Origin of the sequence: Aquipuribacter sp. SD81 (genome assembly GCF_037153975.1) — a bacterium.
Lineage (GTDB): Bacteria > Actinomycetota > Actinomycetes > Actinomycetales > JBBAYJ01 > Aquipuribacter.
This window is the reverse complement of the sequence record NZ_JBBAYJ010000026.1, coordinates 18,781-41,031: the sequence shown is the minus strand read 5'-3', so window position 1 is coordinate 41,031 and position 22,251 is coordinate 18,781. Positions and strand designations below refer to the sequence as shown.

Genomic DNA, 22,251 nt, shown 5'->3' with positions numbered 1-22,251 from the left:
CCGGGAGGTGTTCTCCGTGGCCGACGACCGCCGACTGGAGGTCCTCCGCGCCATCGTCGAGGACTTCGTGACGACGCGGGAGCCCGTCGGCTCCCGCGCGCTCGTCGAGCGGCACCGCCTCGGCGTGAGCCCCGCGACCATCCGCAACGACATGGCCGTCCTGGAGGAGCAGGGCTACATCGCGCAGCCGCACACGAGCGCCGGGCGGGTGCCCACCGACAAGGGCTACCGGCTGTTCGTCGACCGGCTCAGCGAGGTCCGGCCCATGAGCCAGCCCGAGCGCCGCGCCATCCGGCTGTTCCTCGAGGGGGCGGTCGGTCTCGACGACGTCGTCGACCGCACCGTCCGCCTGCTCAGCCAGGTGACCCGCCAGACCGCGGTCGTGCAGTACCCGTCGGTGTCGCTGTCGACCGTGCGCCACGTCGACCTCGTGCCGCTCGGCGGCGGGCGCGTGCTGCTCGTGCTGATCCTGTCCTCCGGCCGCGTCGAGCAGCGGCTCGTCGAGGTGCCCGACCTCGTGAGGTCCGACGGCTCCCCGCTGCCGGGGCTGGAGGAGCTGCGCAACCGCGTCAACGGGGTCGTCGCCGGGCTGCGGCTCGCGGCGGCGGCCGAGACGGTGCGCAGCGTCCTGGAGGGGGTCGGGCCCGACAGCACGGCCGACCCCGACAGCACGACCGTGGCGCGCGCGGTCGTCGACGCCCTCGCCGAGGCGCTGGTCGAGGAGCGCGAGGAGCGCATCGTCGTGGCCGGCACCAGCCACCTCGTCCGCCGCGGCACCGAGTTCCCCGGCGAGCTGTCGTCGGTGCTGGAGGCGCTGGAGGAGCAGGTCGTGCTGCTGCGCCTCATGCACGACATGGCCGAGGAGCAGGTCGACGTCGCGGTGCGCATCGGCCGCGAGACCGCGCACGAGAGCCTCGCCCAGACCGCGGTCGTCACCACCGGCTACGGCAGCGGCGACGTCGTCGCCCGGCTCGGCGTTCTCGGCCCCACCCGCATGGACTACCCCACGACGATCGCCGCGGTGAGGGCCGTGGCGCGCTACGCCTCGCGCGCGCTCGAGCAGTGAGCGACGCACCCGGTTCCTGCCCGACCTGCACCCGCAGCCCCGTCGAAAGGCTCCCGTGAGCGACCACTACCAGACCCTCGGCGTGCCGAGGGACGCCTCCGCCGACACGATCAAGAAGGCGTACCGCCGCCTCGCCCGCGAGCTGCACCCCGACGTCAACACCGGTCCGGACGCCGAGGAGCGGTTCAAGGAGGTGTCGCGCGCCTACGAGGTGCTGAGCAGCCCGGAGAAGCGCGCGGCCTACGACGCCGGCGGCGACTCCCCCTTCGGCGGCCAGGGGCCCGGCTTCGGCTTCTCCGACATCTTCGAGACGTTCTTCGGTGGCGCGGGCGCCGGCGCGCAGCGCGGTCCCGCCTCGCGCACCCAGCGCGGCCAGGACGCCCTCGTGCGCCTGGAGGTCGACCTCGAGGAGGCCGTCTTCGGCGGCACGCGGGAGATTCGCGTGGAGTCCGCCGACGTGTGCACCCGCTGCCAGGGCACCTGCTGCGAGCCCGGCACGGGCCCCGAGCCGTGCGACGTCTGCGGCGGCCGCGGCCAGGTGCAGCGCGTCGCCCGGTCGTTCCTCGGCCAGGTCATGACGACGAGTCCGTGCCCGCGCTGCGGCGGCTACGGCACAGTGCTGCCCGCCCCGTGCCACGAGTGCTCCGGCGAGGGCCGGGTCCGCACGCGCCGCACGCTCACCATCAAGGTCCCGCCGGGCGTCGACACGGGCACCCGCATCCAGCTCGCGGGCCAGGGCGAGGTCGGGCCGGGCGGCGGTCCCGCCGGCGACCTCTACGTCGAGGTGCAGGAGCGGCGCCACCCGCGGCTGCGGCGCGAGGGCGACGACCTCCACACGGTGCTGGAGGTGCCGATGACCGCGGCCGCCCTCGGGGCGAACGTCACCGTGCCGACGCTGGACGGCGACCGCGACATCGAGCTCGCCCCGGGCACGCAGCACGGCGAGAGCATCACCCTCGCCGGCCTAGGTGCGACGCACCTGCGGCGTCCCGGCCGCGGCGACCTCCACGTCCACCTCGACGTGCAGGTGCCGACGCGCCTGGACGACGAGCAGCGCGACCTGCTGCGGCGCCTGGCGACGCTGCGCGGGGAGGAGCAGCCCACCGGCCGCGTGACGAACGGCGCCCCGCAGGGGCTGTTCGGGCGGCTGCGGGACCGGCTCGTCAACGGCTGACGGACCGTGCGCGCCGTCGTCGTCCGCGCCTTCGGCGACCGTCCGGTCGTCGAGGACGTGCCGGACCCGGTCGCGCCGCCCGGGGGCGTCGTCGTCCGGGTGGACGCCACCGGGCTGTGCCGCAGCGACTGGCACGCGTGGGCCGGTCACGACCCCGACGTCGTGCTGCCGCACGTGCCCGGCCACGAGCTCGCCGGCACCGTCGAGTCCCTGGGCGCCGGCCTCGACGGCGCGGACGGCCCCGACGGCCCGGCCGTGGGGGACCGGGTGACGGCCCCCTTCGTGCTCGGCTGCGGCACGTGCGCACGCTGCCGCGCCGGCGACCAGCAGGTCTGCGAGCGGCAGGAGCAGCCCGGCTTCACCTACTGGGGCTCCTTCGCCGAGCGCGTCGTCGTGCCCAGGGCGGCGACGAACCTCGTGCGGCTGCCGGACGAGGTCGGTGACGACGCCGCGGCGCTGCTCGGCTGCCGCTACACGACCGCGTTCCGCGCGCTCGTCGCCGTGGGGCGGCTCGCGGCGGGGGAGACCGTGGCCGTGCACGGCTGCGGCGGGGTGGGGCTGTCCGCCGTGCAGCTCGCCGTGGCCGCCGGTGCCCGCGTGGTCGCGGTCGACCCGTCGCCGGCCGCGCGGACCCTCGCGGGACGGCTCGGTGCCGCGGCCGCGGTCGACCCGACGGGGCTCGCGTGGGCCGAGGTCGCCGGCGCGGTGCGCGACGCCGCGGGCGGCGGCCTCGACGTGTCGCTCGACGCGCTCGGCAGCGAGGCCACGTGCGCGGCGTCGCTCGCAGGGCTGCGCCCCCGCGGCCGGCACGTGCAGGTCGGGCTGCTCCCCGAGGCGCTCGGCGACCCGCAGGTGCCGCTGCGGCTCGTGGTCGCCGGGGAGCTCGAGCTCCTCGGCAGCCACGGCATGGCCGCGCACGCCTACCCGCCGCTGCTGGCCCTCGTCGCCTCGGGCCGCCTCGACCCCACGGTCCTGGTGACGCGGACCGTCGACCTCGACGGCGGAGCCGCCGCGCTCGCGGCCATGGGCGACGCGCCCGGCGCGGGCGTCACACTCGTCCGGCCCTGAGGCCCGTCGACCGAGCGGACCGGCCACAGCGAAGGAGCCGCGGCGCGTCCGGCCGGGTCGAGGGTGCCTCGCGGGCCCACCGTTCCTTCGCTGTGGCCGCCGGGTCAGCCGACGACCTCGACGCGGGTGGTGTCCTCCCACACGACCGGCACGCCCTCGTCCGGGCCCGCCATCGACTCCTCGTACACGCGGACCGTGTAGGAGCCGGGCCGCAGCGTCGTGTCGAAGGTGAACGGGCCGTACTCGCCGTTCGCGCCGGCCGTCGTGAAGCCGGCGTCGACCTGGTCCCCCGCCTCGTCGAGGACCTCCCACAGGACGTTCGCCTCGAACGCGGTGGCGGTCCCGGACACCGTGAGCAGCCCGGCCGGGACGCGCTGGCCCTCGTACGGGTCGAGCACCCAGCCGCCCGCGAGGTCCGCGGTGTCGGGCTCGAGGGGCTCGTCGAGCGACAGCACGCCCCACGCCTCGGCGCCCTGCTCGCCGTCGACGAGGACGGTCACGGGTGCCTCGCCGCCGTTGGACACGACGGTCCGGACGAGGGCGGCGACGGCCAGGGCGGCGCCCTCGCTGCCGACGGAGCCGTCGAAGGCCTCGACGGGCAGGTCGACGACCGTGCCGCCGGACTCGGCCTCGCGGACGTCGAGCACGGCGCCGCCGCCGTCCCCGGCGGCCCACGGGTTGGCGTGGTCGGGGTCGGCCGCCGGCGTCGACAGCAGCGTGTCCAGCGCCGCGCGCACCGCGGCGAGGGGACCGTCGCCGGCGACCTCCGCGAGGGCCCGGTCGGCGACGAGCACGAGGCGCACCCCGTCGGGGGAGTCCTGCTCCCGCTGGTGCCACACCACGAGCGGCACGCCCGCGGTCACGGTCGCGGTGACCGTCGGCGCCGCCGTCGCCGCGTCGGTCGCGACGGTGCTGACGGTGTCCGGGGACGGCACCGGGCTCGCGCCGGCCGTGTCGGGGGCCGGCGAGGGCGGCGCCGGCGACGGGGGCGCCGACGTGCCGGACGCCGGCGACGGCTCGGGCGCGGCGGCGTCGTCGCCCGAGCCGCCGACGAGCAGCCACACGACGACGGCGACGGCGACGACGGCCACGGTGACGGCGGCGACGACGACCCAGCGGGGGCCACCGCGGCCCTGCGTGGTGACGGGGGACGTGGACATGGTGTGCCTCCTGTCGTGGGTCTCCTCCCACTGTGCTGGACACAACGGCCGCACCGGCGCGGCGGTCGATCTCGGACGCGTTGCGATCAGGTCACGGATCGACGGGCGCCGGTAGCGTCGTGCCCATGAGCGAGGCCACCGGTGACCAGCCCTGCGTCTTCTGCCGCATCGTCGACGGGGAGATCCCGGCCGACGTCGTCCACTCCGACGACGACGTCGTGGCCTTCCGCGACTCCTCGCCCAAGGCGGAGGTGCACGTCCTCGTCGTGCCGCGGGCGCACGTCACCGACGTCACCGACCTGGTCGACGACCCGGCGCTGCTCGCGGCGCTCGTCCGGACGGCCGGGGAGGTGGCGGAGGACTTCGCCGACGGCGACTTCCGGCTCGTGTTCAACACCGGCGCCGGTGCCGGCCAGACCGTCTTCCACGCCCACGCGCACGTCCTGGCGGGCCGGGGCGCGGCCGCCGTGGGGCTGTAGCGCCTGCCCGGGGCTACCCTGGACCGTCACCGACAGGAAGGACCAGGGCAGCTCGCCCATGGCAGACACCACCGGCGCTCCCGCCGAGGACCTCACCCCCGAGCCGCCGGGTGGCACGCGCGGCACCGTGACCCGGACCTACGTCGTCCCCCACGGCACCGACACCGTCTCCCTGCTCGGCCCCCACGACGAGCACCTGCGCACCCTCGAGCGCGGGCTGCCGCGCCTGGACGTGCTGCCGCGCGGCAACGAGGTGACCGTCACCGGACCCGCCTCCGACGTCGCCCTCGCGCTGCGGCTGCTGGAGGAGATGGGCGGCGTGCTGCAGGCTGGCCAGCCGCTGACGGCCGACGCGGTGGAGCGCTCGCTCGCGATCCTGCGCGACACCGACGGCGGCGTCCGCCCCGCGCACGTGCTCACCGCGAACATCCTGTCCAACCGCGGCCGCACGATCCGGCCCAAGACGCTCAACCAGAAGCGCTACGTCGACGCGATCGACACCAACACCGTCGTGTTCGGCATCGGCCCGGCCGGTACCGGCAAGACGTACCTCGCGATGGCGAAGGCCGTCCAGGCGCTGCAGGCGAAGCTCGTCAACCGGATCGTGCTGACCCGGCCCGCGGTCGAGGCCGGCGAGCGGCTCGGCTTCCTGCCCGGCACGCTGACGGACAAGATCGACCCGTACCTGCGCCCGCTGTACGACGCGCTGCACGACATGGTCGACCCGGACTCCATCCCGCGGCTCATCACGGCCGGCACCATCGAGGTCGCGCCCCTGGCCTACATGCGTGGCCGCGCCCAGCCCACCGACGCGAAGGTCATGACGCCGACGGGGTACCAGCTCATCGGCCGGCTGCGGGTCGGGGACCTCGTCATCGGCTCCGACGGCCGGCCGACCCCGGTCCTCGGCGTCTTCCCGCAGGGCGAGCGGCCCGTCTACCGCGTCACCACGCAGGACGGCGCCTCGACGCTCGCGTGCGGGGAGCACCTGTGGCAGGTGCGGACCGCCGGCGACAAGCGGCGCGGCCGCTGCCGCGTCGTGCGGACCGACGAGATGCTCGGACGGCTGCGGGCCGCCCACGCCCGTCGCTTCGAGCTCCCGCTCACCGGCCCCGTGCAGATGGAGCCGCAGCAGGTGCCGCTCGACCCCTACGCGCTCGGGTTGTTGCTGGGCGACGGGTGCCTCACGACGTCGACCACGCCGTCGTTCTCCACGGCCGACGCCGAGCTGGCCGAGGCGCTCGACCAGGCGCTGCCGGACGTCGACGTGGTGCACAAGGACCGCTACGACTACGTGCTGCGGCGCCGGGGTGGGGGACGCGGTGGTGTCGTCACCGCCAACCCCGTCACCGAGGTGCTGCGCGACCTCGGCCTGGCCGGGACCCGCTCCCACACGAAGGCCGTGCCGTCGGTCTACCTCCACAACAGCGTCGAGGTGCGCCTCGCGGTGCTGCAGGGCCTGCTCGACACCGACGGCGGGCCCGTGCGCCAGCGCGGCCGCACGTGCCGGGTGCAGTACTGCACGACCTCCGAGCGGCTGCGCGACGACGTCGTGCAGCTCGTCCGCTCGCTCGGCGGCACCGCCTACGTGCGCACCCGACGGGCCGAGGGCCGTCGCCCGGGCCTGGCGAAGGGTCGGCCGGTCGCCTACCGCCGTGACGCGTTCGTCCTCGACATCCGCCTGCCCGCGGGCACGGAGCCGTTCCGGCTGGCCCGCAAGCGCGCGGCCTACGACGCGGACACCGGCGGCCGTCCCATGCGCTTCGTCGACTCCATCGAGCCGGCCGGCGTCCGGGACACCGTCTGCATCCAGGTCGCAGCGGCGGACTCGCTGTACGTGACGGACGACCACCTCGTCACCCACAACACGCTCAACGACTCGTTCATCATCCTCGACGAGGCGCAGAACACCTCGCCGGAGCAGATGAAGATGTTCCTCACCCGCCTCGGCTTCGACTCCAAGATGGTCGTCACCGGCGACATCACGCAGGTCGACCTGCCGAGCGGGACGGCCTCGGGCCTGCGGGTGGTCCGCGACATCCTCGGCGACGTCGACGACATCCACTTCTCCTACCTCGACAAGACCGACGTGGTCCGGCACCGGCTGATCGGTGAGATCGTCGACGCCTACGACCGCTTCGACCGGTCGAGCGGCTCGGAGGCCCCGTCCCGGCGGGAGCGCCGCGCGTGATCGACGTCGCCAACGAGTCCGGGACCGTGATCGAGGACCTCGACGAGCACGAGCTCGCCGAGTGCGCCCGCTTCGTGCTCGACGCCATGCACGTGCACCCGCAGGCGGAGATGTCGGTGGTCCTCGTCGACGAGGCGGCGATGGCCGCCCTGCACGAGCGGTGGCTGGACCTGCCCGGCCCGACCGACGTCATGAGCTTCCCGATGGACGAGCTGCGCCCGGGTCGTGCGGGCGCGCCGGCCGGGCCCGGCATGGTCGGCGACGTCGTGCTGTGCCCGCAGGTCGCGGCCCGGCAGGCGGAGGCCGCCGGCCACCCCGCCTCGCAGGAGGCGCTGCTGCTCACCGTCCACGGCACGCTGCACCTGCTCGGCTACGACCACGCCGAGCCGGAGGAGGAGCGGGAGATGTTCGCGCTGCAGCGCCGGCTCCTGCTGGAGTTCCTCGCCCGGCCGGGAGCGGCACCGGGGGGCGGGGCGTGAGCGACGCCGCGACCGACACCGTCGTGCTCCTCGTGGTGGGCGCGCTGCTCGTGCTGCTCGCCGCGTACGCCTCGGCGCTGGAGTCCTCGCTCGCCCGGGTGACCCGCGGGCGAGCCGAGGACCTGCGCCTCGCCGGCCGCCGCGGTGCGGACCGCCTCGAGCGGCTGCTCGAGGACACCCCCGGCACCGTCAACACGGCCACGTTCGTGCGGGTGGTCCTGGAGACCGCGGCCGTGTCCGCGCTCGTCGTCGCCCTCACCCGGGTGGGCCCGGACTGGCTCGCCGTGGTGCTCGGCGGGACGGCCGTCGCCGCCCTCACGTTCGTGCTCGTCGGTGCCGCCGGGCGGACGGTCGGGCACCAGCACGCGGAGGCGGTCGCCCTCGCCGGCGCCGGGCTGCTCGCGCGCACACAGCTCGTCGCGGGGCCGCTCGTGCGCCTGCTCGTCGGGCTCGCGCGGGTCGTCGTGCCCGGCCGCGGCCTGCCGTCGGGACCGTTCGCCACCGAGGCGGAGCTGCTGGAGTTCGTCGAGCAGGCCGAGGCCGACGCCGTCATCGAGCGCGGCGAGAGCCTCATGCTGCAGCGGGTCGTGCACCTCGGCGACACCGTCGCGCGGGAGGTCATGGTGCCCCGGCCCGACATGGTGACCCTGGAGACCGGGACGGACCTCGAGCGGGCGCTGCGGCTGCACCTGCGCTCCGGCTTCAGCCGCGTGCCGGTCGTCGGCCGGGACGCCGACGACGTCGTGGGTGTCTCCTACCTCAAGGACGTCGCCGCCCGGCTGCAGGAGCAGCGCCGCCTCGCGGCCCGCAACGGGGGCGTCGGGCCGGACGTCGACGGCGCGGCGACCGTCGCCGACGACGTCATGCGCGCCGCGGTCTTCGTGCCGGAGTCCAAGCCGGCCGACGACCTGCTGCGCGAGATGCAGGCCGGCTCGGTCCACCTCGCCGTCGTCATCGACGAGTACGGCGGCGTGGCGGGGCTCGTGACGATCGAGGACCTGCTCGAGGAGATCGTCGGGCAGATCTCCGACGAGTACGACGTCGAGCAGCGCGAGACCGAGCAGCTCGCCGAGGACCGGTGGCGGCTCAGCGCCCGCACGCACCTCATGGCGCTGTCGGAGACGACCGGGCGCGACGTGGAGGACGACGAGGTCGACACCGTCGCGGGCCTGCTGACCAAGCACCTCGGCCGGGTGCCGATCCGCGGCAGCAGCGCGGAGGTCGCCGGGCTGCGGATCACGGCCGACCGGCGCGGCCGGCGCAACCGCCTGCTCACGGTCATCGTCGAGCGGCTGCCCGAGCCGCAGGACGACGACGGCGGCGACGACGAGCCGGAGGAGGCCCGCGGCGGCGGGCGCCGCCGCGAGGAGCGGACGGGGGCCGAGCGTGGCTGAGGCGGCACCCGGCCCGGAGGACGCGAAGCTCCTCGTCCTGGCCCGGTCGGCGGCCGCGCGGACGGGCGGTGCGGGCGCCGCCGTCCGCGACGACATCGGCCGGACGTACCTCGCCGGGACCGTCGCCGTGGCCTCGCTCCGGCTCAGCGCGCTGCAGGCCGCCGTCGCGCAGGCCGTCGGCAGCGGCGTCACCCGGCTGGAGGCGGTCGCCCTCGTCGGCGAGCGCGCCGACGGCGAGGCGACCGCGGAGCTGCTCGCGGCCCTCGGTCACCCCGTCGTGCTCGACGACGCGGCCGGGGGCGCGACGTGAGCGCGGGCACGGCCGACGGCAGCGCGTGGCCCGAGGGCTACCGCTCCGGTTTCGCCTGCCTCGTCGGACGCCCGAACGTCGGCAAGTCGACGCTGCTCAACGCCCTCGTGGGGGAGAAGGTCGCGATCACGAGCGCGAAGCCGCAGACGACGCGTCGCGCCATCCGCGGCGTGGTCCGCCGGTTCACCCCCGACGGCGCGCCCGCCGAGCTGGTCCTCGTCGACACCCCCGGGGTGCACCGCCCGCGCACGCTGCTGGGGGAGCGGCTCAACGACCTCGTCCGCGACAGCATCGCCGAGGTCGACGTCGTCGCGCTGTGCCTGCCCGCCGACGGTCCCGTCGGCCCCGGCGACCGCCGGCTCGCGGAGCAGGTGGCGGCCGCCGTGGAGGGTCGGCGGCGCACGAAGGTCGTCGTGGCAGTCACCCGCACGGACCTCGCCGGGGGCGACGACGTCCCGCAGCGGCTGCTGCAGGCGCAGCAGCTCGCGGCGGAGACCGGCCTCGACGTCGCCGACTTCGTCCCGACCTCCGGGGCGCGGGGCGACGGCGTCGCGACGCTGTCCGACGTGCTCGTCTCGCACCTGCCCGAGGGCCCGCCGCTGTTCCCCGAGGAGCAGACCCACGACGTGCCCGTCGACGTCCTCATCGCCGAGCTCGTCCGCGAGGCCGCGCTCGACGGGGTGCGCGACGAGCTGCCGCACTCCCTCGCCGTCGTCACCGAGGAGGTCGTGCCGCGCGAGGACCGCGACGCCGACCGGCCCCTGACCGACGTGTTCGTCCACGTCTTCGTGGAGCGGGACTCGCAGAAGGCGATCGTCATCGGACGCGGCGGCAGCCGGCTCAAGGACGTCGGCACGCGCGCCCGCCGCGGCATCGAGGGCGTCCTCGGCACCCGGGTGCACCTCGACCTGCGGGTCAAGGTGGCCAAGGACTGGCAGCGCGACCCCAAGCAGCTGCGCCGCCTCGGCTTCTGAGGCGCCGCCGCTGACGCGCCGCCGCTGACGCGGCCCGGGGCAGCGGCTCATGCACCGTGCCGCACGGGGCACGGGGAGGGCATGAAGGCACTCACCTGGCACGGCACCCGCGACGTCCGCGTCGACGAGGTCCCCGACCCCGCGATCCTCGAGCCCACCGACGCGGTCGTCCGCATCACGAGCACCGGCCTGTGCGGCTCCGACCTGCACCTGTACGAGGTGCTCGGACCGTTCCTCGACGTCGGCGACGTCCTCGGTCACGAGCCCATGGGCGTGGTGGAGGAGGTCGGCCCGGGCGTCACGTCGCTGCGGCCCGGGCAGCGCGTCGTCGTCCCGTTCAACGTCTCGTGCGGCACGTGCCACATGTGCGACGTCGGCCTGCACTCCCAGTGCGAGACCACGCAGAACCGCGAGGACGGGACCGGTGCGTCCCTCTTCGGCTACACCAAGCTGTACGGGCAGGTCCCCGGCGGGCAGGCGGAGTACCTGCGGGTGCCGTTCGCCGACACCCTGCCGGTCCCGGTGCCCGACGGCCCGCCCGACGACCGCTTCGTCTACCTGTCCGACGTGCTGCCGACCGCGTGGCAGGCCGTCGAGTACGCCGGCGTCGAGCCCGGGTCGACGGTCGTCGTCCTCGGCCTCGGGCCGATCGGCGACATGGCCGCGCGCATCGCGATCCACCGCGGCGCCGGCCAGGTCATCGGCATCGACCTCGTGCCGGAGCGCCTCGAGCGCGCGCGGCGCCGGGGTGTCACCGCGCTCGCCCTGGACGACGACGTCGTCGAGGCGGTGCAGGCCATGACGGACGGGCGCGGCCCGCACGCGGTCATCGACGCGGTCGGCCTGGAGGCGCACGGCTCGCCGGGTGCGCAGGCCGCCCACACCGCGACGCGCCTGCTGCCGGACGCCCTCGCGTCGAAGTTCATGCGCAAGGCGGGTGTCGACCGCCTCCACGCGCTCCACCTCGCCATCGAGCTCGTGCGACGTGGCGGCACGATCTCGCTGTCCGGCGTGTACGCGGGGGCGGCGGACCCGCTGCCCATGTTCACGCTGTTCGACAAGCAGGTGACGCTGCGGATGGGCCAGGCGAACGTCCACCGGTGGGTGCCGGACATCCTCCCGCTGCTGACCGACGAGGACCCGCTGGGCGTCGACGACTTCGCGACGCACCGGCTGCCCCTGTCGCACGCCCCGGACGCCTACGCCCAGTTCCAGAAGAAGGAGGAGGGCACCGTCAAGGTGCTCTTCCAGCCCTGACGAGCGCGCCGGCGCGCCCCTGGCGCGGCCGGCGCCCGCCCGGCGGCCGGTCGCCTGACCCCGCGGGGGCGCGTCCGGCCGCAGGGCCGGGCCAGGCGGCGACGCAGCAGCCGACGACGCCGCCCCGGCGCCGGGTGTGAGCCGCCGCGGACGGGGTAGACCACACGCATGTCGACTGCCAGCGGAGCGGACCGGCCCACCTCGACCGACGTGGGGACGAGGAGCGAGATCGCCCAGGCGCTGGGCAAGGAGGTGTACCCGGCCGACCGCGACCGGCTGGTGGCGGTCGCCACCGGCCACGACGCGTCCGACCGGGTGCTCGACCTCCTGAGGGGGCTGCCCGAGGGCCGCGTCTTCGACAACGTCCAGGAGGTCGCGGTGGCGGCCGGGGTCGCGAGCAGCGACCCGGAGGGCGCCGGGGCGGACTGATGTCCACCACGCGCGACCGCGCGGACCTGCAGGTGCTCGCCGAGCCGCCGACGTTGACGGACCTGGCGGAGCTGGTGCGCCTGGTGGCGGCGACGCCCGGGCTGCACGTGCCGCGCGGCCGGCTCCGGCCCGCCCGCGGGGGCGGGGTCCACGACGACGTCTCCGGCTGCGTGCTGCCCGGGGTGCCCGCTCTGCGGCTCACGCCCGAGCCGTGGTGGCCCGGTGCGGTCGTGGACTGGGTCGCGCGCCAGGTCGCGCACCGCCCCGAGCCCGCAGGCGGCCCCGAGCCGCACGCGGTACCTCAGCCCGCGCCGCGCCCCGCGCCCGCGGCCGGCCCCGGTGGCGGCACGGCCGTCGTGCGCGGGTCCGTCGCGGGCCGGGGATGGGACGGCGAGCCGCTGCTCGCGGGCGTCGAGGTCGTGGCGCTGCTGTCCCCGGAGGTCGTGGCCGGGGCCCGCCGCCACCACGCCCGCGCGTCGAGCGGGTGCTGGCCGGCGCCGCAGGGCGACGTCGACTGGATCGTGCTGGCCTGACTGTGACGGTCTGGTCGCCGGCCTGACCGGCGCGGGACACCCTCATGTCCCCGCCTCACCTCACGGCAGGGTGCCCGGCGGCAGGAGCTTGTGCGTGCCGTCGCACCAGGGGGCGCGCGTGCTGCGCTCGCAGCGGCACACCGCGACCGTCCGGCGGCTGGTCGGGACGTGCGTGCCGTCCGGCGTCACGACGCCCGCCGCGCCGCTCACCAGCACCGGGCCGTCCGGGCACACCCGCACCCGCAGCCGCGCCCCGTCGGCGGGCACGACGTCGACGGGCGCGGCCTCGACGGGCACGGCGTCGAGGGAGACCTCGTCGGCGTCGTCGGTGTCGTCGGCGTCGACGGCCTCGGTCGCGCGGTCGGCGGTGACGGCGGCGTCGCGGGGCGTGCAGCGGGCGGTGGTGTCGGTCACCGTCGTGCCCTACCCGGGCGCGCGGGCCCCCACACCCGGCCACGCACGCGCGCGCGGTTTGGCGCCCCCGCCGGAGGGGCAGGAGCCCTGGCATGGACCTGACACCACGCGGGCCTCTCACGGCCGCCCTGCTGCCGGCGCTGGCGGCCCCCCTGCACCCCCTGCCCCACCTGCCCCGGCTCGCCGCGGACGCCGTCAGCGGGACGGCCGGGCGGACCGGCGGCGGCACGGGCGCCGACACGGTCGTCGACGAGGACGTCCAGCTCGCCCTCTACCTGCTGTACGAGCTGCACTACGGCCTGCCCGACGCCGACCCGCGCTGGGAGTGGGCAGCCGACGTGCTCGCGGCGCGGGCCGTGCTCGAGGACGCCTTCGAGGCGGACCTGAGGCGGCGCTGGGCGCAGCCGGTGCCGGACCGGCCCGTGGCGGACGTGCTGTTCGAGATGACCGCCGAGGCGGCGCGGCCGGGCCGGGGCAGCCTCGCCGCGCACGTCGCGCGCCGGGCCACGCGCGAGGAGGTGCGGGAGCTGCTCGTCCTGCGGTCGGTGTACCAGCTCAAGGAGGCCGACCCCCACACGTGGGCCCTGCCGCGGCTGCGGGGACGCGCCAAGGCCGCGCTCGTCGACATCCAGTGCGACGAGTACGGCGGCGGGGACCCCGAGCGCATGCACCAGGTGCTGTTCGCCACCACGATGCGAGGGCTCGGGCTGGACGACACGCCCAACGCCTACCTCGACGCCGTCCCGGCCCCCGTGCTGGCCGGGGTGAACGCCATCTCGCTGTTCGGCCTGCACCGGCGGCTCGTCGGGGCGCTGTGCGGCCACCTCGCCGCCTTCGAGATGACGTCGTCGCTGCCGGCCCGCCGCTGGGTGACCGGCCTGCAGCGGCTGCAGGTGCCGGCGGAGGCGGTCGTCTTCTTCGACGAGCACGTCGAGGCCGACGCCGTCCACGAGCAGGTCGCGGCCCACGACCTGTGCGGGGCGCTGGTCGAGGACGACCCGCTCGCGCACGCCGACGTGCTGCTAGGCGCGGCGGTGTGCCTCGGCCTCGACGACCTCGTGGGCACGGGCGCGCTCAGCTGCTGGGAGCAGGGGCGCAGCGCCCTGCGGGTGCCCGAGCTCGTCGCCTGACGGGCGCGAGATCGACATCTCGGACGTAACAGGCGCATAACGGGCGGCCGTTCGGGGTAGTGCCCCCCTGACCGAAGGACCCGAGCACCGAGCAGCAGGAGGTATCCCGTGAACCAGTCGGTGCAGGACACGGCGCACGGCGCCGCGGACACCGCGAAGGACAAGGTGCGTGAGGTGTCCTCCCAGGCGGGGGGCGCCGCACGCGAGCAGGTGGACAGCCGCTCCACCCAGGCGGGCGAGCAGATGCAGGACCGCGCGGACGCGCTCCACGACGTGGGCGACCAGATGCGCGAGCGGGGCGACGACACCATCGCCCAGGTGGTCGACCGGCTCGCCTCCTACAGCGAGCAGGCGGCGCGCTACCTGCGGGACGCCGACTCCGACCGCATCATCGGCGACGCCGAGCACTTCGCGCGCCGGCAGCCGTGGGCCGTGGCGGCCGGCGGTCTCGTCGTCGGCTTCGCGGCCTCGCGCATCGTGCGGGCGGCGGCGGAGCGCCGCTCGGGCAACCGCCCCGAGCTGGGCGGGAACGGCTACGGCAGCGGCTACGGCACAGGCGACGGCTACCGCACCGGTACCGGGTACGGCACCGGCAGCGGGTACGGCACCGGCAGCGGGTACCGCGCCGGGAGCGCGTACGGCGAGGCCGGCCGCGACGAGATCGACCTCACCCGCCGCTACGGCACGAGCGGGGGCGACGCGCCCGACTCGACCGGCTACACGACCGGCGCGTCGCTCGGCTCGACGGGCTACGGCTCGGGCTACGGCTCGACGACGGGCTACGGGGTCACCGGTACGACGGGCACGACCGGCACGACGGGGGCGTACGGCTCCGCCGGGACCGCCGCGGGCTCCGTCGCCCCCGACCCGCCCGGGCACGACGCGCCCTCGCGCGAGACCGGCCCCGGCAGCACCCCCGGCGTGCCGTCCTCCGACCCGGCGCCGCTGGGCGACCCCGGCCCCAACGGCCCGCCGAGCACGGACCCCGAGGGCGACCCGGAGGCGGGCCGTGTCGGGCGCTGACCGCACGACCGGCGCGTACGCCGGGTCCGTCTCCGACGGGCCCACCGGCGCGACCGGCCACACCCGCGAGGAGCTGCGGCACGAGTCGTTCGGACAGCTGCTGAGCGGCCTGGCCACCGACGTCTCGACCCTCGTCAAGCAGGAGATCGAGCTGGCCAAGGTCGAGACCTCGGCCAAGGCGAAGCGGGCGGGCAAGGGCGCGGGCATGCTCGCCGGCGCCGGCGTCGCGGGCCTGCTCCTCCTCATGAGCGTGACCGCCCTGCTGGTCGTGGTCGTGGACGCGTTCGCCCCGCTGTGGGTGGCCGTCCTCGTCGCGGTCGTGCTGTGGGCGGTGGTCGCGGCCGTGCTGGCCGCGGCCGGCCGCAAGGCGCTCAAGGAGGCCGCACCCCCCGTACCGGAGCAGACCGTCGAGACAGTGAAGGAGGACGTGCAGTGGGCGAAGAACCCGACGAGATCCGCGCGGACATAGAGGAGACCCGTGCCCGGATGGGCGAGCGGGCCGACGCCCTGGCCTACAAGGCCGACGTCCCCGCCCGAAGCCGGGAGAAGGTCCACGACGTGACCGAGCGCATCAAGGAGAAGGTGACAGGCATGACGCACAGCGCGAGCGACTCCACGTCCTCGGCCGCCGGCTCGGTCGGCGACCGGGCCCACGCCGTCGGCGACCGGGCCCACGACCTCGCGGGCGGGGCACGCGACCGCGCCCACGACGCGGGCCACCGCGTCGGTGACGGCGCACAGCGCGCGAAGGGGCTCGCGGAGTCCAACCCGATCGGCCTGGCCCTCGGTGCGGTGGCTGCAGGGTTCATCGCCGGGCTCCTCGTCCCCGTCAGCCGGTTCGAGCACGAGCACCTCGGCCAGGCCGCCGACACGCTGCGCGAGAAGGCGCAGGAGGTCGGCCAGGAGGCCACCGACCGCGCCCGCTCCGCGGCGCACGCCGCGGAGGACGCGGTCAAGGAGGAGGTCTCCTCCGGCTCGTCCTGACGGACCGAGCCGGAGCCGGTCCCACGACGGCCGCCGACCCCAGCGGGTCGGCGGCCGTCGTCGTCCGGTGTGCCGTCGGCGGGCCTGGTGGCTCAGCCGCCCGCCGGGCAGTCGCGCACCGCCTCGGCTGGGAAGTCGGGGACGGGCCGGGCGGCGGCCTGCGCCGCGGTGGTGGCCGGGCCGTTCTCCCGCACGTCCTCGATGAGCCAGTCCATCTCGTCGATCTCGCGACGCTGCGCCTCGCTGATCTCCACCGCGAGCTCGCAGACCCGGACGTCGACGATGTCCGCCCGCTCCGAGCGCGTGATGGCGAGGGAGTGGTGGGGGATCATCGCGCTCATCCAGCTCGTGCCGTCGACCGTCGCCTGGCTGCGGTCCAGCGCGACGCCGCCGCCGAGCAGCAGGAGGCTCGCCACGACGAGCGCGACGTTGCCCTTGGCGCTGCGGTACATGGAGTGCATCCACGCGAGCATGACCAGGCCCATCGTGCCGCCCATGGTGAGCGCCATGAACAGCCGGCTCTCGCTCCAGCGCACGTGCGACCACTCGTAGGTCGCGGCGTACATGGTCGCGTACATCACGACCATGCCGGTGAGGATCATCGCGGCGAAACGCAGGTACGTGCGCGTCTGTCCGCCGCCGCCGCCGTCGTCGTCGTCCCGACCCGGTCGGTCGCCGGGCGCCTGCTCCTCGTGCGTCCGCCGGTCGGTGTGCCGGTCGGCGTGCTCGTCCGTGTGCTCGTCCGTGTGCTCGTCCACGGCTCGTCGCCTCCTCGGGGGTAGGGGGTGGTGCTCGACCCCTACCCGCGGTCGGGCGCAGGACACGGCGAGACGACCGCGCCCGGGGCGACGGCCCGGTGTACGGTCGAAGCGTGCGCCGGGCAGCCCTCCTCCTTCGCTGCCGCGCCGGGGCCCACTGACAGGTCGGCCGCCCCGTCGCGGAGGATGCCCCCTGCCGGCCGTCAGCAGTGACACAGCCGAGGAGAGCACCGTGACGAGCACGACCCCGCGCACCCGCGCGCACATCCACCCCCAGCAGCCCTCGGGCATGCCGGCCCACCGCTACCTGCCGTTCCACGAGCAGCTGCGCGTCGAGCTGCCGGACCGCACGTGGCCGCAGCAGCGCATCGAGCAGGCGCCGCGCTGGTGCGCGGTCGACCTGCGCGACGGCAACCAGGCCCTCATCGACCCGATGAACGTCGAGCGCAAGATGCGCATGTTCGACCTGCTCGTGCGCATGGGCTACAAGGAGATCGAGGTCGGGTTCCCCTCGGCGAGCCAGACCGACTTCGACTTCGTCCGCGCCCTCGTGGAGACGGGGCGGATCCCCGACGACGTCACCATCCAGGTGCTCACGCAGGCGCGCGACCACCTCATCGCCCGCACCTACGAGTCCCTGCGCGGCGCGAAGCAGGCGATCGTGCACTTCTACAACTCGACGTCGACGCTGCAGCGGCGCGTCGTGTTCGGCCTCGACATGGACGGCATCGCCGACATCGCGACCTCCGCCGCGCGGCTGTGCAAGAAGTACGCCGAGGAGATGGGCGACACCCACATCCGCTTCGAGTACTCCCCGGAGTCCTACACCGGCACGGAGCTGGAGTTCGCCGCCCGGGTGTGCAACGAGGTGGCCGAGGTCATCGAGCCGACGCCCGAGGACCCGCTCATCGTCAACCTCCCCGCGACGGTCGAGATGTCGACGCCCAACGTGTACGCGGACTCCATCGAGTGGATGCACCGCAACCTCGCCGGTCGCGACGCCCTCGTGCTGAGCCTGCACCCGCACAACGACCGGGGGACGGGCGTCGCCGCGGCCGAGCTCGGCCTCATGGCCGGGGCCGACCGCGTCGAGGGCTGCCTGTTCGGCAACGGCGAGCGCACCGGCAACGTCGACCTCGTCACGCTCGGGCTCAACCTGTTCAGCCAGGGCGTCGACCCGGAGATCGACTTCTCCGACATCGACGACATCCGCCGGACCGTCGAGCACTGCAACCAGCTGCCGGTGCACGAGCGGCACCCGTACGGCGGCGACCTCGTCTTCACGGCCTTCTCCGGCTCCCACCAGGACGCCATCAAGAAGGGCTTCGACCACCTCGAGCGCGACGCGCGGGAGGCGGGCACGCCCGTCGAGCAGTTCACGTGGGCCGTGCCGTACCTGCCGGTCGACCCCAAGGACGTCGGTCGCAGTTACGAGGCCGTGATCCGCGTCAACAGCCAGTCCGGCAAGGGCGGCGTCGCCTACCTCATGAAGTCCGAGCACCACCTCGACCTGCCCCGGCGGCTGCAGATCGAGCTGTCGCACGCCGTGCAGCTGCGCGCCGACCTCGGCGGCGGCGAGATCACCCCGTCGGAGCTGTGGGACGTCTTCGTCGACGAGTACCTGCCCGCGGGGGAGGCGCGCCCCCGCTGGGGCCGGTTCGAGCTGCGGTCCTCCGAGGTGCGCGGCGGGGTCGGCGACACCGACTCGCTGCGGGTCGTGCTGCGCGACGAGCAGCGCGAGGTCGCCCTCGACGGCACGGGCAACGGCCCGATCGCCGCTTTCACCACCGCGCTCGCGCAGGTCGGCGTCGACGTGCGCGTGCTCGACTACGCCGAGCACGCGATGAGCGCCGGGGGCGACGCGACCGCGGCCGCGTACGTCGAGTGCGCGGTCGGCGGGCAGGTGCTGTGGGGCGTCGGCATCGACCCCAACATCGTGACGGCCTCGCTCAAGGCCGTCGTGTCGGCGGTCAACCGCGCCCTGCGCTAGGTCCTGCGCCTCGCGTCCCGGCCCACGGGGCACACTGTGCCCCGTGGGTCTGTACCGGGACAGCGGCGTCGTGCTGCGCAGCCACCTCCTCGGTGAGGCCGACAAGATCCTCACCGTCCTCACCCACGGCAACGGCCTCGTGCGGGCCGTGGCCAAGGGCGTGCGCCGCACCCGCTCGAAGTTCGGCGCGCGCCTGGAGCCCATGTCGCACGTCGACCTGCAGCTGCACACCGGCCGCTCGCTCGACGTCGTCACGCAGGTGGAGACGCTGCACGCCTTCGGCCAGCACGTCGCCTCGGACTACGCCCGCTACACCGCGGGCACGGCCGTGCTGGAGACGGCGCTGCGGCTGCTGCCGGTGGAGCGGGAGCCGTCCCCGCAGCTGTACCAGCTGCTCGTCGGCGCCCTGCACGCGCTCACGGTGACCCGCCGCGACCCCGTCCTCGTGCTCGACGCGTTCGCCCTGCGCGCGCTGGCGACCGCCGGCTACGCGCCCGGGTTCGACGCGTGCACCCGCTGCGGCGCCGAGGGCCCGCACACCGCCGTCGCGGTCGACGCGGGCGGCGCGGTGTGCCCGCTGTGCCGTCCGCCGGGCTCCGCGCAGGTGCCGCCGGAGTCGATGCTGCTGCTCGGTGCCCTGCTGAGCGGGGACTGGGACGGTGCGGAGGCCACCGAGACGTGGGCGCGGCGGCGGGCGAGCGGTGTCGTGACGGCGCTCCTGCAGTGGCACCTGGAGACCGGCGTCCGGAGCCTGCGGCTGGTGGAGCGCGCGTGAGCCCCACCGCACCCCCGCCGCACCCGAGCGGCGAGCGGCCGCCGGCCATCCCGCCCGCGCTCGTCCCCGGCCACGTCGCGGTCGTCATGGACGGCAACGGCCGCTGGGCCAACGCGCGCGGGCTGCCGCGCACGAAGGGCCACGAGGCGGGGGAGGCGGCGCTGCTCGACGTCGTCGCCGGGGCGATCGAGCTCGGCGTCCGCCACGTGTCGGCCTACGCGTTCAGCACCGAGAACTGGAAGCGCTCGCCCGACGAGGTCGCCTTCCTCATGGGCTTCAACCGCGACGTCATCCGCCGGCGCCGCGACCAGATGCACTCCTGGGGGGTGCGGGTGCGGTGGGCCGGGCGCCGCCCGCGCCTGTGGCGCAGCGTCGTCACCGAGCTGGAGCGCGCGGAGGAGCTCACGCGCGACAACGACGTCTGCACGCTCACCATGTGCGTGAACTACGGCGGCCGTGCGGAGATCGCCGACGCCGCCGCGGCCCTGGCCCGCGAGGTCCGCGACGGGCGCCTGGACCCGAAGGACGTCGACGAGGCCGCCCTCGCCGCCCACCTCGACGAGCCGGACCTGCCGGACGTCGACCTGTTCTGGCGCGTGTCCGGGGAAATGAGAACGAGTAACTTCTTGCTCTGGCAGTCGGCCTACGCTGAGCTCGTGTTCACCGACGAGCTGTGGCCCGACGTCGACCGTCGCAGCCTGTGGCGGGCGTGCGAGCTGTACGCGCGCCGCGACCGCCGGTGGGGCGGAGCGGTCGACGCGGTGGGGGAGGCCCGGACATGAGGCGGACGGCGTGAGCACGCAGGAACCGGCGGCCACGGCGACGGAGCCGCTGCACGCGGGTCACCACGGCCGGGACCACGACCACGACCACGACCACGACGACGGGGCCGGTGACGACGGCGGTCGTCCGGCGGGGCGCTGGTCGCTCGGCGACGACGGCATCGTCGGGGCCGCCCTCATCACGGCCGCCTTCGTCGGGGTGCTGCTGCTGCGCGAGCCGATCGCGGCGCTGCTGGACCGGCCGGGCATCGCGACGTGGTCGACGGTCTTCGTCGCGCTCGTCGTGCAGGCCGTGCCCTTCCTCGTCTTCGGCGTGCTGCTGTCCGCGCTGCTCGTCGTCTACGTGCCGCAGCGGTGGATCACCGCGGCGGTGCCTCGGCGCAGCGTGCCCGCCATCGGGGTCGCGGGGCTGTCCGGGGCGGTGCTGCCCGGGTGCGAGTGCGCGTCGGTGCCGCTGGCCGCGGGCCTCGTGCGCCGCGGGGTGCACCAGGCCGCGGCGCTCGCGTTCCTGCTGTCGGCGCCCGCCATCAACCCCGTCGTGCTCGTCGCCACCGCGGTCGCCTTCCCCGGCCGGCCCGAGGTCGTGCTCGCGCGCTTCGTCGCCTCGCTGACGGTGGCCGTCGTCGTCGCGCTCGTGTGGCTCCGCTTCGGGACGCCGGGCCTGCTGCGGCTGCCCGAGCGCGACGACGACGAGGACCAGCCGCGCTTCACCCGCTTCCGGGGCGCCCTGCAGCACGACATGCTCCACGCCGGCGGGTTCCTCGTGCTCGGCGCCGCCATCGCCGCGACGGTCAACGTGGCCGTGCCCACCCGCTGGATCGACGCGCTCGCCGACAACCTGTGGCTGTCGGTGCTCGCGATGGCGCTGCTCGCCGTCGCCGTCGCCATCTGCTCCGAGGCCGACGCCTTCGTGGCGGCGAGCTTCGCGCCGCTGCCCATGCCGGCGCTGCTGGCGTTCATGGTCGTCGGCCCGGCCGTCGACGTGAAGCTCGTCGCCATGCAGGCGGGCTGGTTCGGCCGCCGCTTCGCGGCGCGCTTCGCGCCGCTCACCTTCGTCGTCGCGGTCCTCGCGGCGCTCGTGGTCGGGGTGGTGCTGCTGTGACCCGGGCGATCGGGGCCGCCGTCATGATGATGCTCGGCGGGGCGTGCCTGCGCCTGGTGGTCGGGGGCGGCTACGTCGACTACGTCAAGGACCTCATGTACTGGCCGCTGCTGCTGAGCGGTGTCGTGCTCAGCGTGCTCGGGGCGGTCGGGCTGCTGCGGGAGACGTCGCCCGGGCGCGCCGCCCTCGCCTCGGCCGGCCACGCGGGGCACGGCCACGGGCACGGCGAGCCGCGTGTGGCGTGGCTGCTGCTGGTGCCGGTGCTCGCGGTCTACGTCGTGCCGCCGCCCGCCCTCGGCGCGGACAGCATCGACCGCTCCTCCGCGCGCGTCGCCGAGCCGCTCAGCCCGTACGGCCCGCTGCCCGAGGACGGGCCTGTCGCCCTGACGGTCCGGGAGTTCGTCGAGCGCGCCGTCTACGACACCTCCGGCGCCCTCGAGGACCGCGAGGTCGTGCTCACCGGCTTCGCGGTCCCCGCGGGGGAGGCGGCCCAGGGCGGGCCGTCGGCGGAGGAGGTGCCGGTCGGCGGTGCCGACGCGGCGTTCACCCTCGCCCGCGTCAGCATGTTCTGCTGCGCGGCCGACGGCTACGCCTTCACCGTCGACGTCACCGGCACCGACACCGCGCCCGCGCCCGACACGTGGCTGGAGGTCCGCGGCACGCTCGTGCCGATCGAGGGCGAGCCCGACCCGTACACCGTGCCGGTGCTCGACGCGAGCAGCGTGACGGTGGTGGAGCGGCCCGCGAACGTCTACGAGTAGCGACCGCCGGCGCGGGTG

Annotated in this window: 23 protein-coding genes and 2 pseudogenes; 22 read left to right on the top strand and 3 right to left on the bottom strand. The window is 75.5% G+C overall.

Annotated elements, in window-relative coordinates; genetic code table 11:
• Window positions 1-16 precede the first annotated feature (16 nt).
• The 3 genes from hrcA to WAA21_RS14930 are packed head-to-tail and all read left to right on the top strand — an operon-like array spanning window position 17 to window position 3,308.
• On the top strand, window positions 17-1,066 hold the full coding sequence (gene hrcA, locus WAA21_RS14940; protein ID WP_336923623.1) for a heat-inducible transcriptional repressor HrcA: 1,050 nt from the start codon (window positions 17-19) through the stop codon (window positions 1,064-1,066).
• Window positions 1,067-1,121: 55 nt separating this feature from the next.
• On the top strand, window positions 1,122-2,240 hold the full coding sequence (dnaJ, locus tag WAA21_RS14935; protein ID WP_336923622.1) for a molecular chaperone DnaJ: 1,119 nt from the start codon (window positions 1,122-1,124) through the stop codon (window positions 2,238-2,240).
• A 6-nt stretch (window positions 2,241-2,246) separates the two neighbouring features.
• A complete protein-coding gene (locus WAA21_RS14930) occupies window positions 2,247-3,308 on the top strand; it encodes a zinc-binding dehydrogenase (protein ID WP_336923621.1) in 1,062 nt (353 codons plus the stop codon).
• A gap of 104 nt (window positions 3,309-3,412) precedes the next feature.
• Here the strand turns inward: WAA21_RS14930 and WAA21_RS14925 are convergent, their stop codons facing one another.
• Entirely contained in the window at window positions 3,413-4,468 is a 1,056-nt protein-coding gene (locus WAA21_RS14925) for a Gmad2 immunoglobulin-like domain-containing protein (protein ID WP_336923620.1), read from the bottom strand.
• Window positions 4,469-4,593: 125 nt separating this feature from the next.
• On the opposite strand from WAA21_RS14925, the gene WAA21_RS14920 reads away from it, so the two are divergent.
• The 10 genes and pseudogenes from WAA21_RS14920 (at window position 4,594) to WAA21_RS14870 (ending at window position 12,514) form a co-directional block, all read left to right on the top strand.
• The gene (locus tag WAA21_RS14920) at window positions 4,594-4,947 is read left to right on the top strand and encodes an HIT domain-containing protein (RefSeq protein WP_336923619.1); all 354 of its coding nucleotides are present in this window, start codon (window positions 4,594-4,596) and stop codon (window positions 4,945-4,947) included.
• Between the two features lie 58 nt (window positions 4,948-5,005).
• A pseudogene (locus WAA21_RS17975) lies at window positions 5,006-6,556 on the top strand (PhoH family protein); the annotation flags it as partial.
• Window positions 6,557-6,814: 258 nt separating this feature from the next.
• Window positions 6,815-7,138, top strand: a pseudogene (locus WAA21_RS14905) (PhoH family protein); the annotation flags it as partial.
• Window positions 7,135-7,617, top strand: a complete 483-nt coding sequence (gene ybeY / locus WAA21_RS14900) for an rRNA maturation RNase YbeY (protein ID WP_336923618.1) — start codon at window positions 7,135-7,137, stop codon at window positions 7,615-7,617. The pseudogene WAA21_RS14905 and the gene ybeY, both read left to right, overlap by 4 nt.
• Complete coding sequence (locus tag WAA21_RS14895; RefSeq protein ID WP_336923617.1) at window positions 7,614-9,011, top strand: hemolysin family protein; 1,398 nt, start codon at window positions 7,614-7,616, stop codon at window positions 9,009-9,011. The genes ybeY and WAA21_RS14895 overlap by 4 nt, the downstream gene beginning before the upstream one ends.
• Window positions 9,004-9,321, top strand: a complete 318-nt coding sequence (locus WAA21_RS14890; protein ID WP_336923616.1) for a cytidine deaminase — start codon at window positions 9,004-9,006, stop codon at window positions 9,319-9,321. Before WAA21_RS14895 ends, WAA21_RS14890 begins: the two co-directional genes overlap by 8 nt.
• The gene (era, locus tag WAA21_RS14885) at window positions 9,318-10,295 is read left to right on the top strand and encodes a GTPase Era (RefSeq protein WP_336923615.1); all 978 of its coding nucleotides are present in this window, start codon (window positions 9,318-9,320) and stop codon (window positions 10,293-10,295) included. The genes WAA21_RS14890 and era overlap by 4 nt, the downstream gene beginning before the upstream one ends.
• An 81-nt stretch (window positions 10,296-10,376) precedes the next feature.
• The gene (locus WAA21_RS14880) at window positions 10,377-11,552 is read left to right on the top strand and encodes an alcohol dehydrogenase catalytic domain-containing protein (protein WP_336923614.1); all 1,176 of its coding nucleotides are present in this window, start codon (window positions 10,377-10,379) and stop codon (window positions 11,550-11,552) included.
• Window positions 11,553-11,720: 168 nt separating this feature from the next.
• Window positions 11,721-11,981 carry a DUF2795 domain-containing protein gene (locus WAA21_RS14875; protein WP_336923613.1) on the top strand — a complete coding sequence of 87 codons (261 nt, stop codon included), beginning with the start codon at window positions 11,721-11,723 and terminating at the stop codon, window positions 11,979-11,981.
• The gene (locus WAA21_RS14870; RefSeq protein WP_336923612.1) at window positions 11,981-12,514 is read left to right on the top strand and encodes a DUF6098 family protein; all 534 of its coding nucleotides are present in this window, start codon (window positions 11,981-11,983) and stop codon (window positions 12,512-12,514) included. Before WAA21_RS14875 ends, WAA21_RS14870 begins: the two co-directional genes overlap by 1 nt.
• A 60-nt stretch (window positions 12,515-12,574) precedes the next feature.
• On the opposite strand, the gene WAA21_RS14865 is transcribed toward WAA21_RS14870, so the two are convergent.
• Window positions 12,575-12,928 carry a CDGSH iron-sulfur domain-containing protein gene (locus WAA21_RS14865; RefSeq protein ID WP_336923611.1) on the bottom strand — a complete coding sequence of 118 codons (354 nt, stop codon included), beginning with the start codon at window positions 12,926-12,928 and terminating at the stop codon, window positions 12,575-12,577.
• Between the two features lie 92 nt (window positions 12,929-13,020).
• Here WAA21_RS14865 and WAA21_RS14860 point away from each other — a divergent pair, with 92 nt between their 5' ends.
• The 4 genes from WAA21_RS14860 to WAA21_RS14845 all read left to right on the top strand — a co-directional run bounded on the left by WAA21_RS14860 (window position 13,021) and on the right by WAA21_RS14845 (window position 16,065).
• Window positions 13,021-14,058, top strand: coding sequence for an iron-containing redox enzyme family protein (locus WAA21_RS14860; protein WP_336923610.1), 1,038 nt, complete (start codon window positions 13,021-13,023; stop codon window positions 14,056-14,058).
• Window positions 14,059-14,166: 108 nt separating this feature from the next.
• The gene (locus tag WAA21_RS14855) at window positions 14,167-15,081 is read left to right on the top strand and encodes a hypothetical protein (RefSeq protein ID WP_336923609.1); all 915 of its coding nucleotides are present in this window, start codon (window positions 14,167-14,169) and stop codon (window positions 15,079-15,081) included.
• Complete coding sequence (locus tag WAA21_RS14850) at window positions 15,068-15,550, top strand: phage holin family protein (RefSeq protein WP_336923608.1); 483 nt, start codon at window positions 15,068-15,070, stop codon at window positions 15,548-15,550. The genes WAA21_RS14855 and WAA21_RS14850 overlap by 14 nt, the downstream gene beginning before the upstream one ends.
• On the top strand, window positions 15,514-16,065 hold the full coding sequence (locus WAA21_RS14845; protein ID WP_336923607.1) for a DUF3618 domain-containing protein: 552 nt from the start codon (window positions 15,514-15,516) through the stop codon (window positions 16,063-16,065). Before WAA21_RS14850 ends, WAA21_RS14845 begins: the two co-directional genes overlap by 37 nt.
• A 92-nt stretch (window positions 16,066-16,157) precedes the next feature.
• On the opposite strand, the gene WAA21_RS14840 is transcribed toward WAA21_RS14845, so the two are convergent.
• On the bottom strand, window positions 16,158-16,823 hold the full coding sequence (locus WAA21_RS14840) for a DUF305 domain-containing protein (RefSeq protein WP_336923606.1): 666 nt from the start codon (window positions 16,821-16,823) through the stop codon (window positions 16,158-16,160).
• A gap of 289 nt (window positions 16,824-17,112) precedes the next feature.
• Between WAA21_RS14840 and leuA the strand changes: the two genes are divergently transcribed.
• Genes leuA through WAA21_RS14815 form a run of 5 tightly spaced genes read left to right on the top strand, consistent with a single transcriptional unit; the run spans window position 17,113 to window position 22,233 of the window.
• Window positions 17,113-18,813, top strand: a complete 1,701-nt coding sequence (gene leuA / locus WAA21_RS14835) for a 2-isopropylmalate synthase (protein ID WP_336923638.1) — start codon at window positions 17,113-17,115, stop codon at window positions 18,811-18,813.
• A gap of 43 nt (window positions 18,814-18,856) precedes the next feature.
• Window positions 18,857-19,588 carry a DNA repair protein RecO gene (recO, locus tag WAA21_RS14830; RefSeq protein ID WP_336923605.1) on the top strand — a complete coding sequence of 244 codons (732 nt, stop codon included), beginning with the start codon at window positions 18,857-18,859 and terminating at the stop codon, window positions 19,586-19,588.
• The gene (locus WAA21_RS14825; protein ID WP_336923604.1) at window positions 19,585-20,370 is read left to right on the top strand and encodes an isoprenyl transferase; all 786 of its coding nucleotides are present in this window, start codon (window positions 19,585-19,587) and stop codon (window positions 20,368-20,370) included. The genes recO and WAA21_RS14825 overlap by 4 nt, the downstream gene beginning before the upstream one ends.
• Window positions 20,371-20,380: 10 nt before the next feature.
• Window positions 20,381-21,472: a permease gene (locus WAA21_RS14820; RefSeq protein ID WP_336923603.1), complete on the top strand. Its 1,092-nt coding sequence runs from the start codon at window positions 20,381-20,383 to the stop codon at window positions 21,470-21,472.
• Window positions 21,469-22,233 carry a DUF1980 domain-containing protein gene (locus tag WAA21_RS14815; RefSeq protein ID WP_336923602.1) on the top strand — a complete coding sequence of 255 codons (765 nt, stop codon included), beginning with the start codon at window positions 21,469-21,471 and terminating at the stop codon, window positions 22,231-22,233. The genes WAA21_RS14820 and WAA21_RS14815 overlap by 4 nt, the downstream gene beginning before the upstream one ends.
• Window positions 22,234-22,251 lie beyond the last annotated feature (18 nt).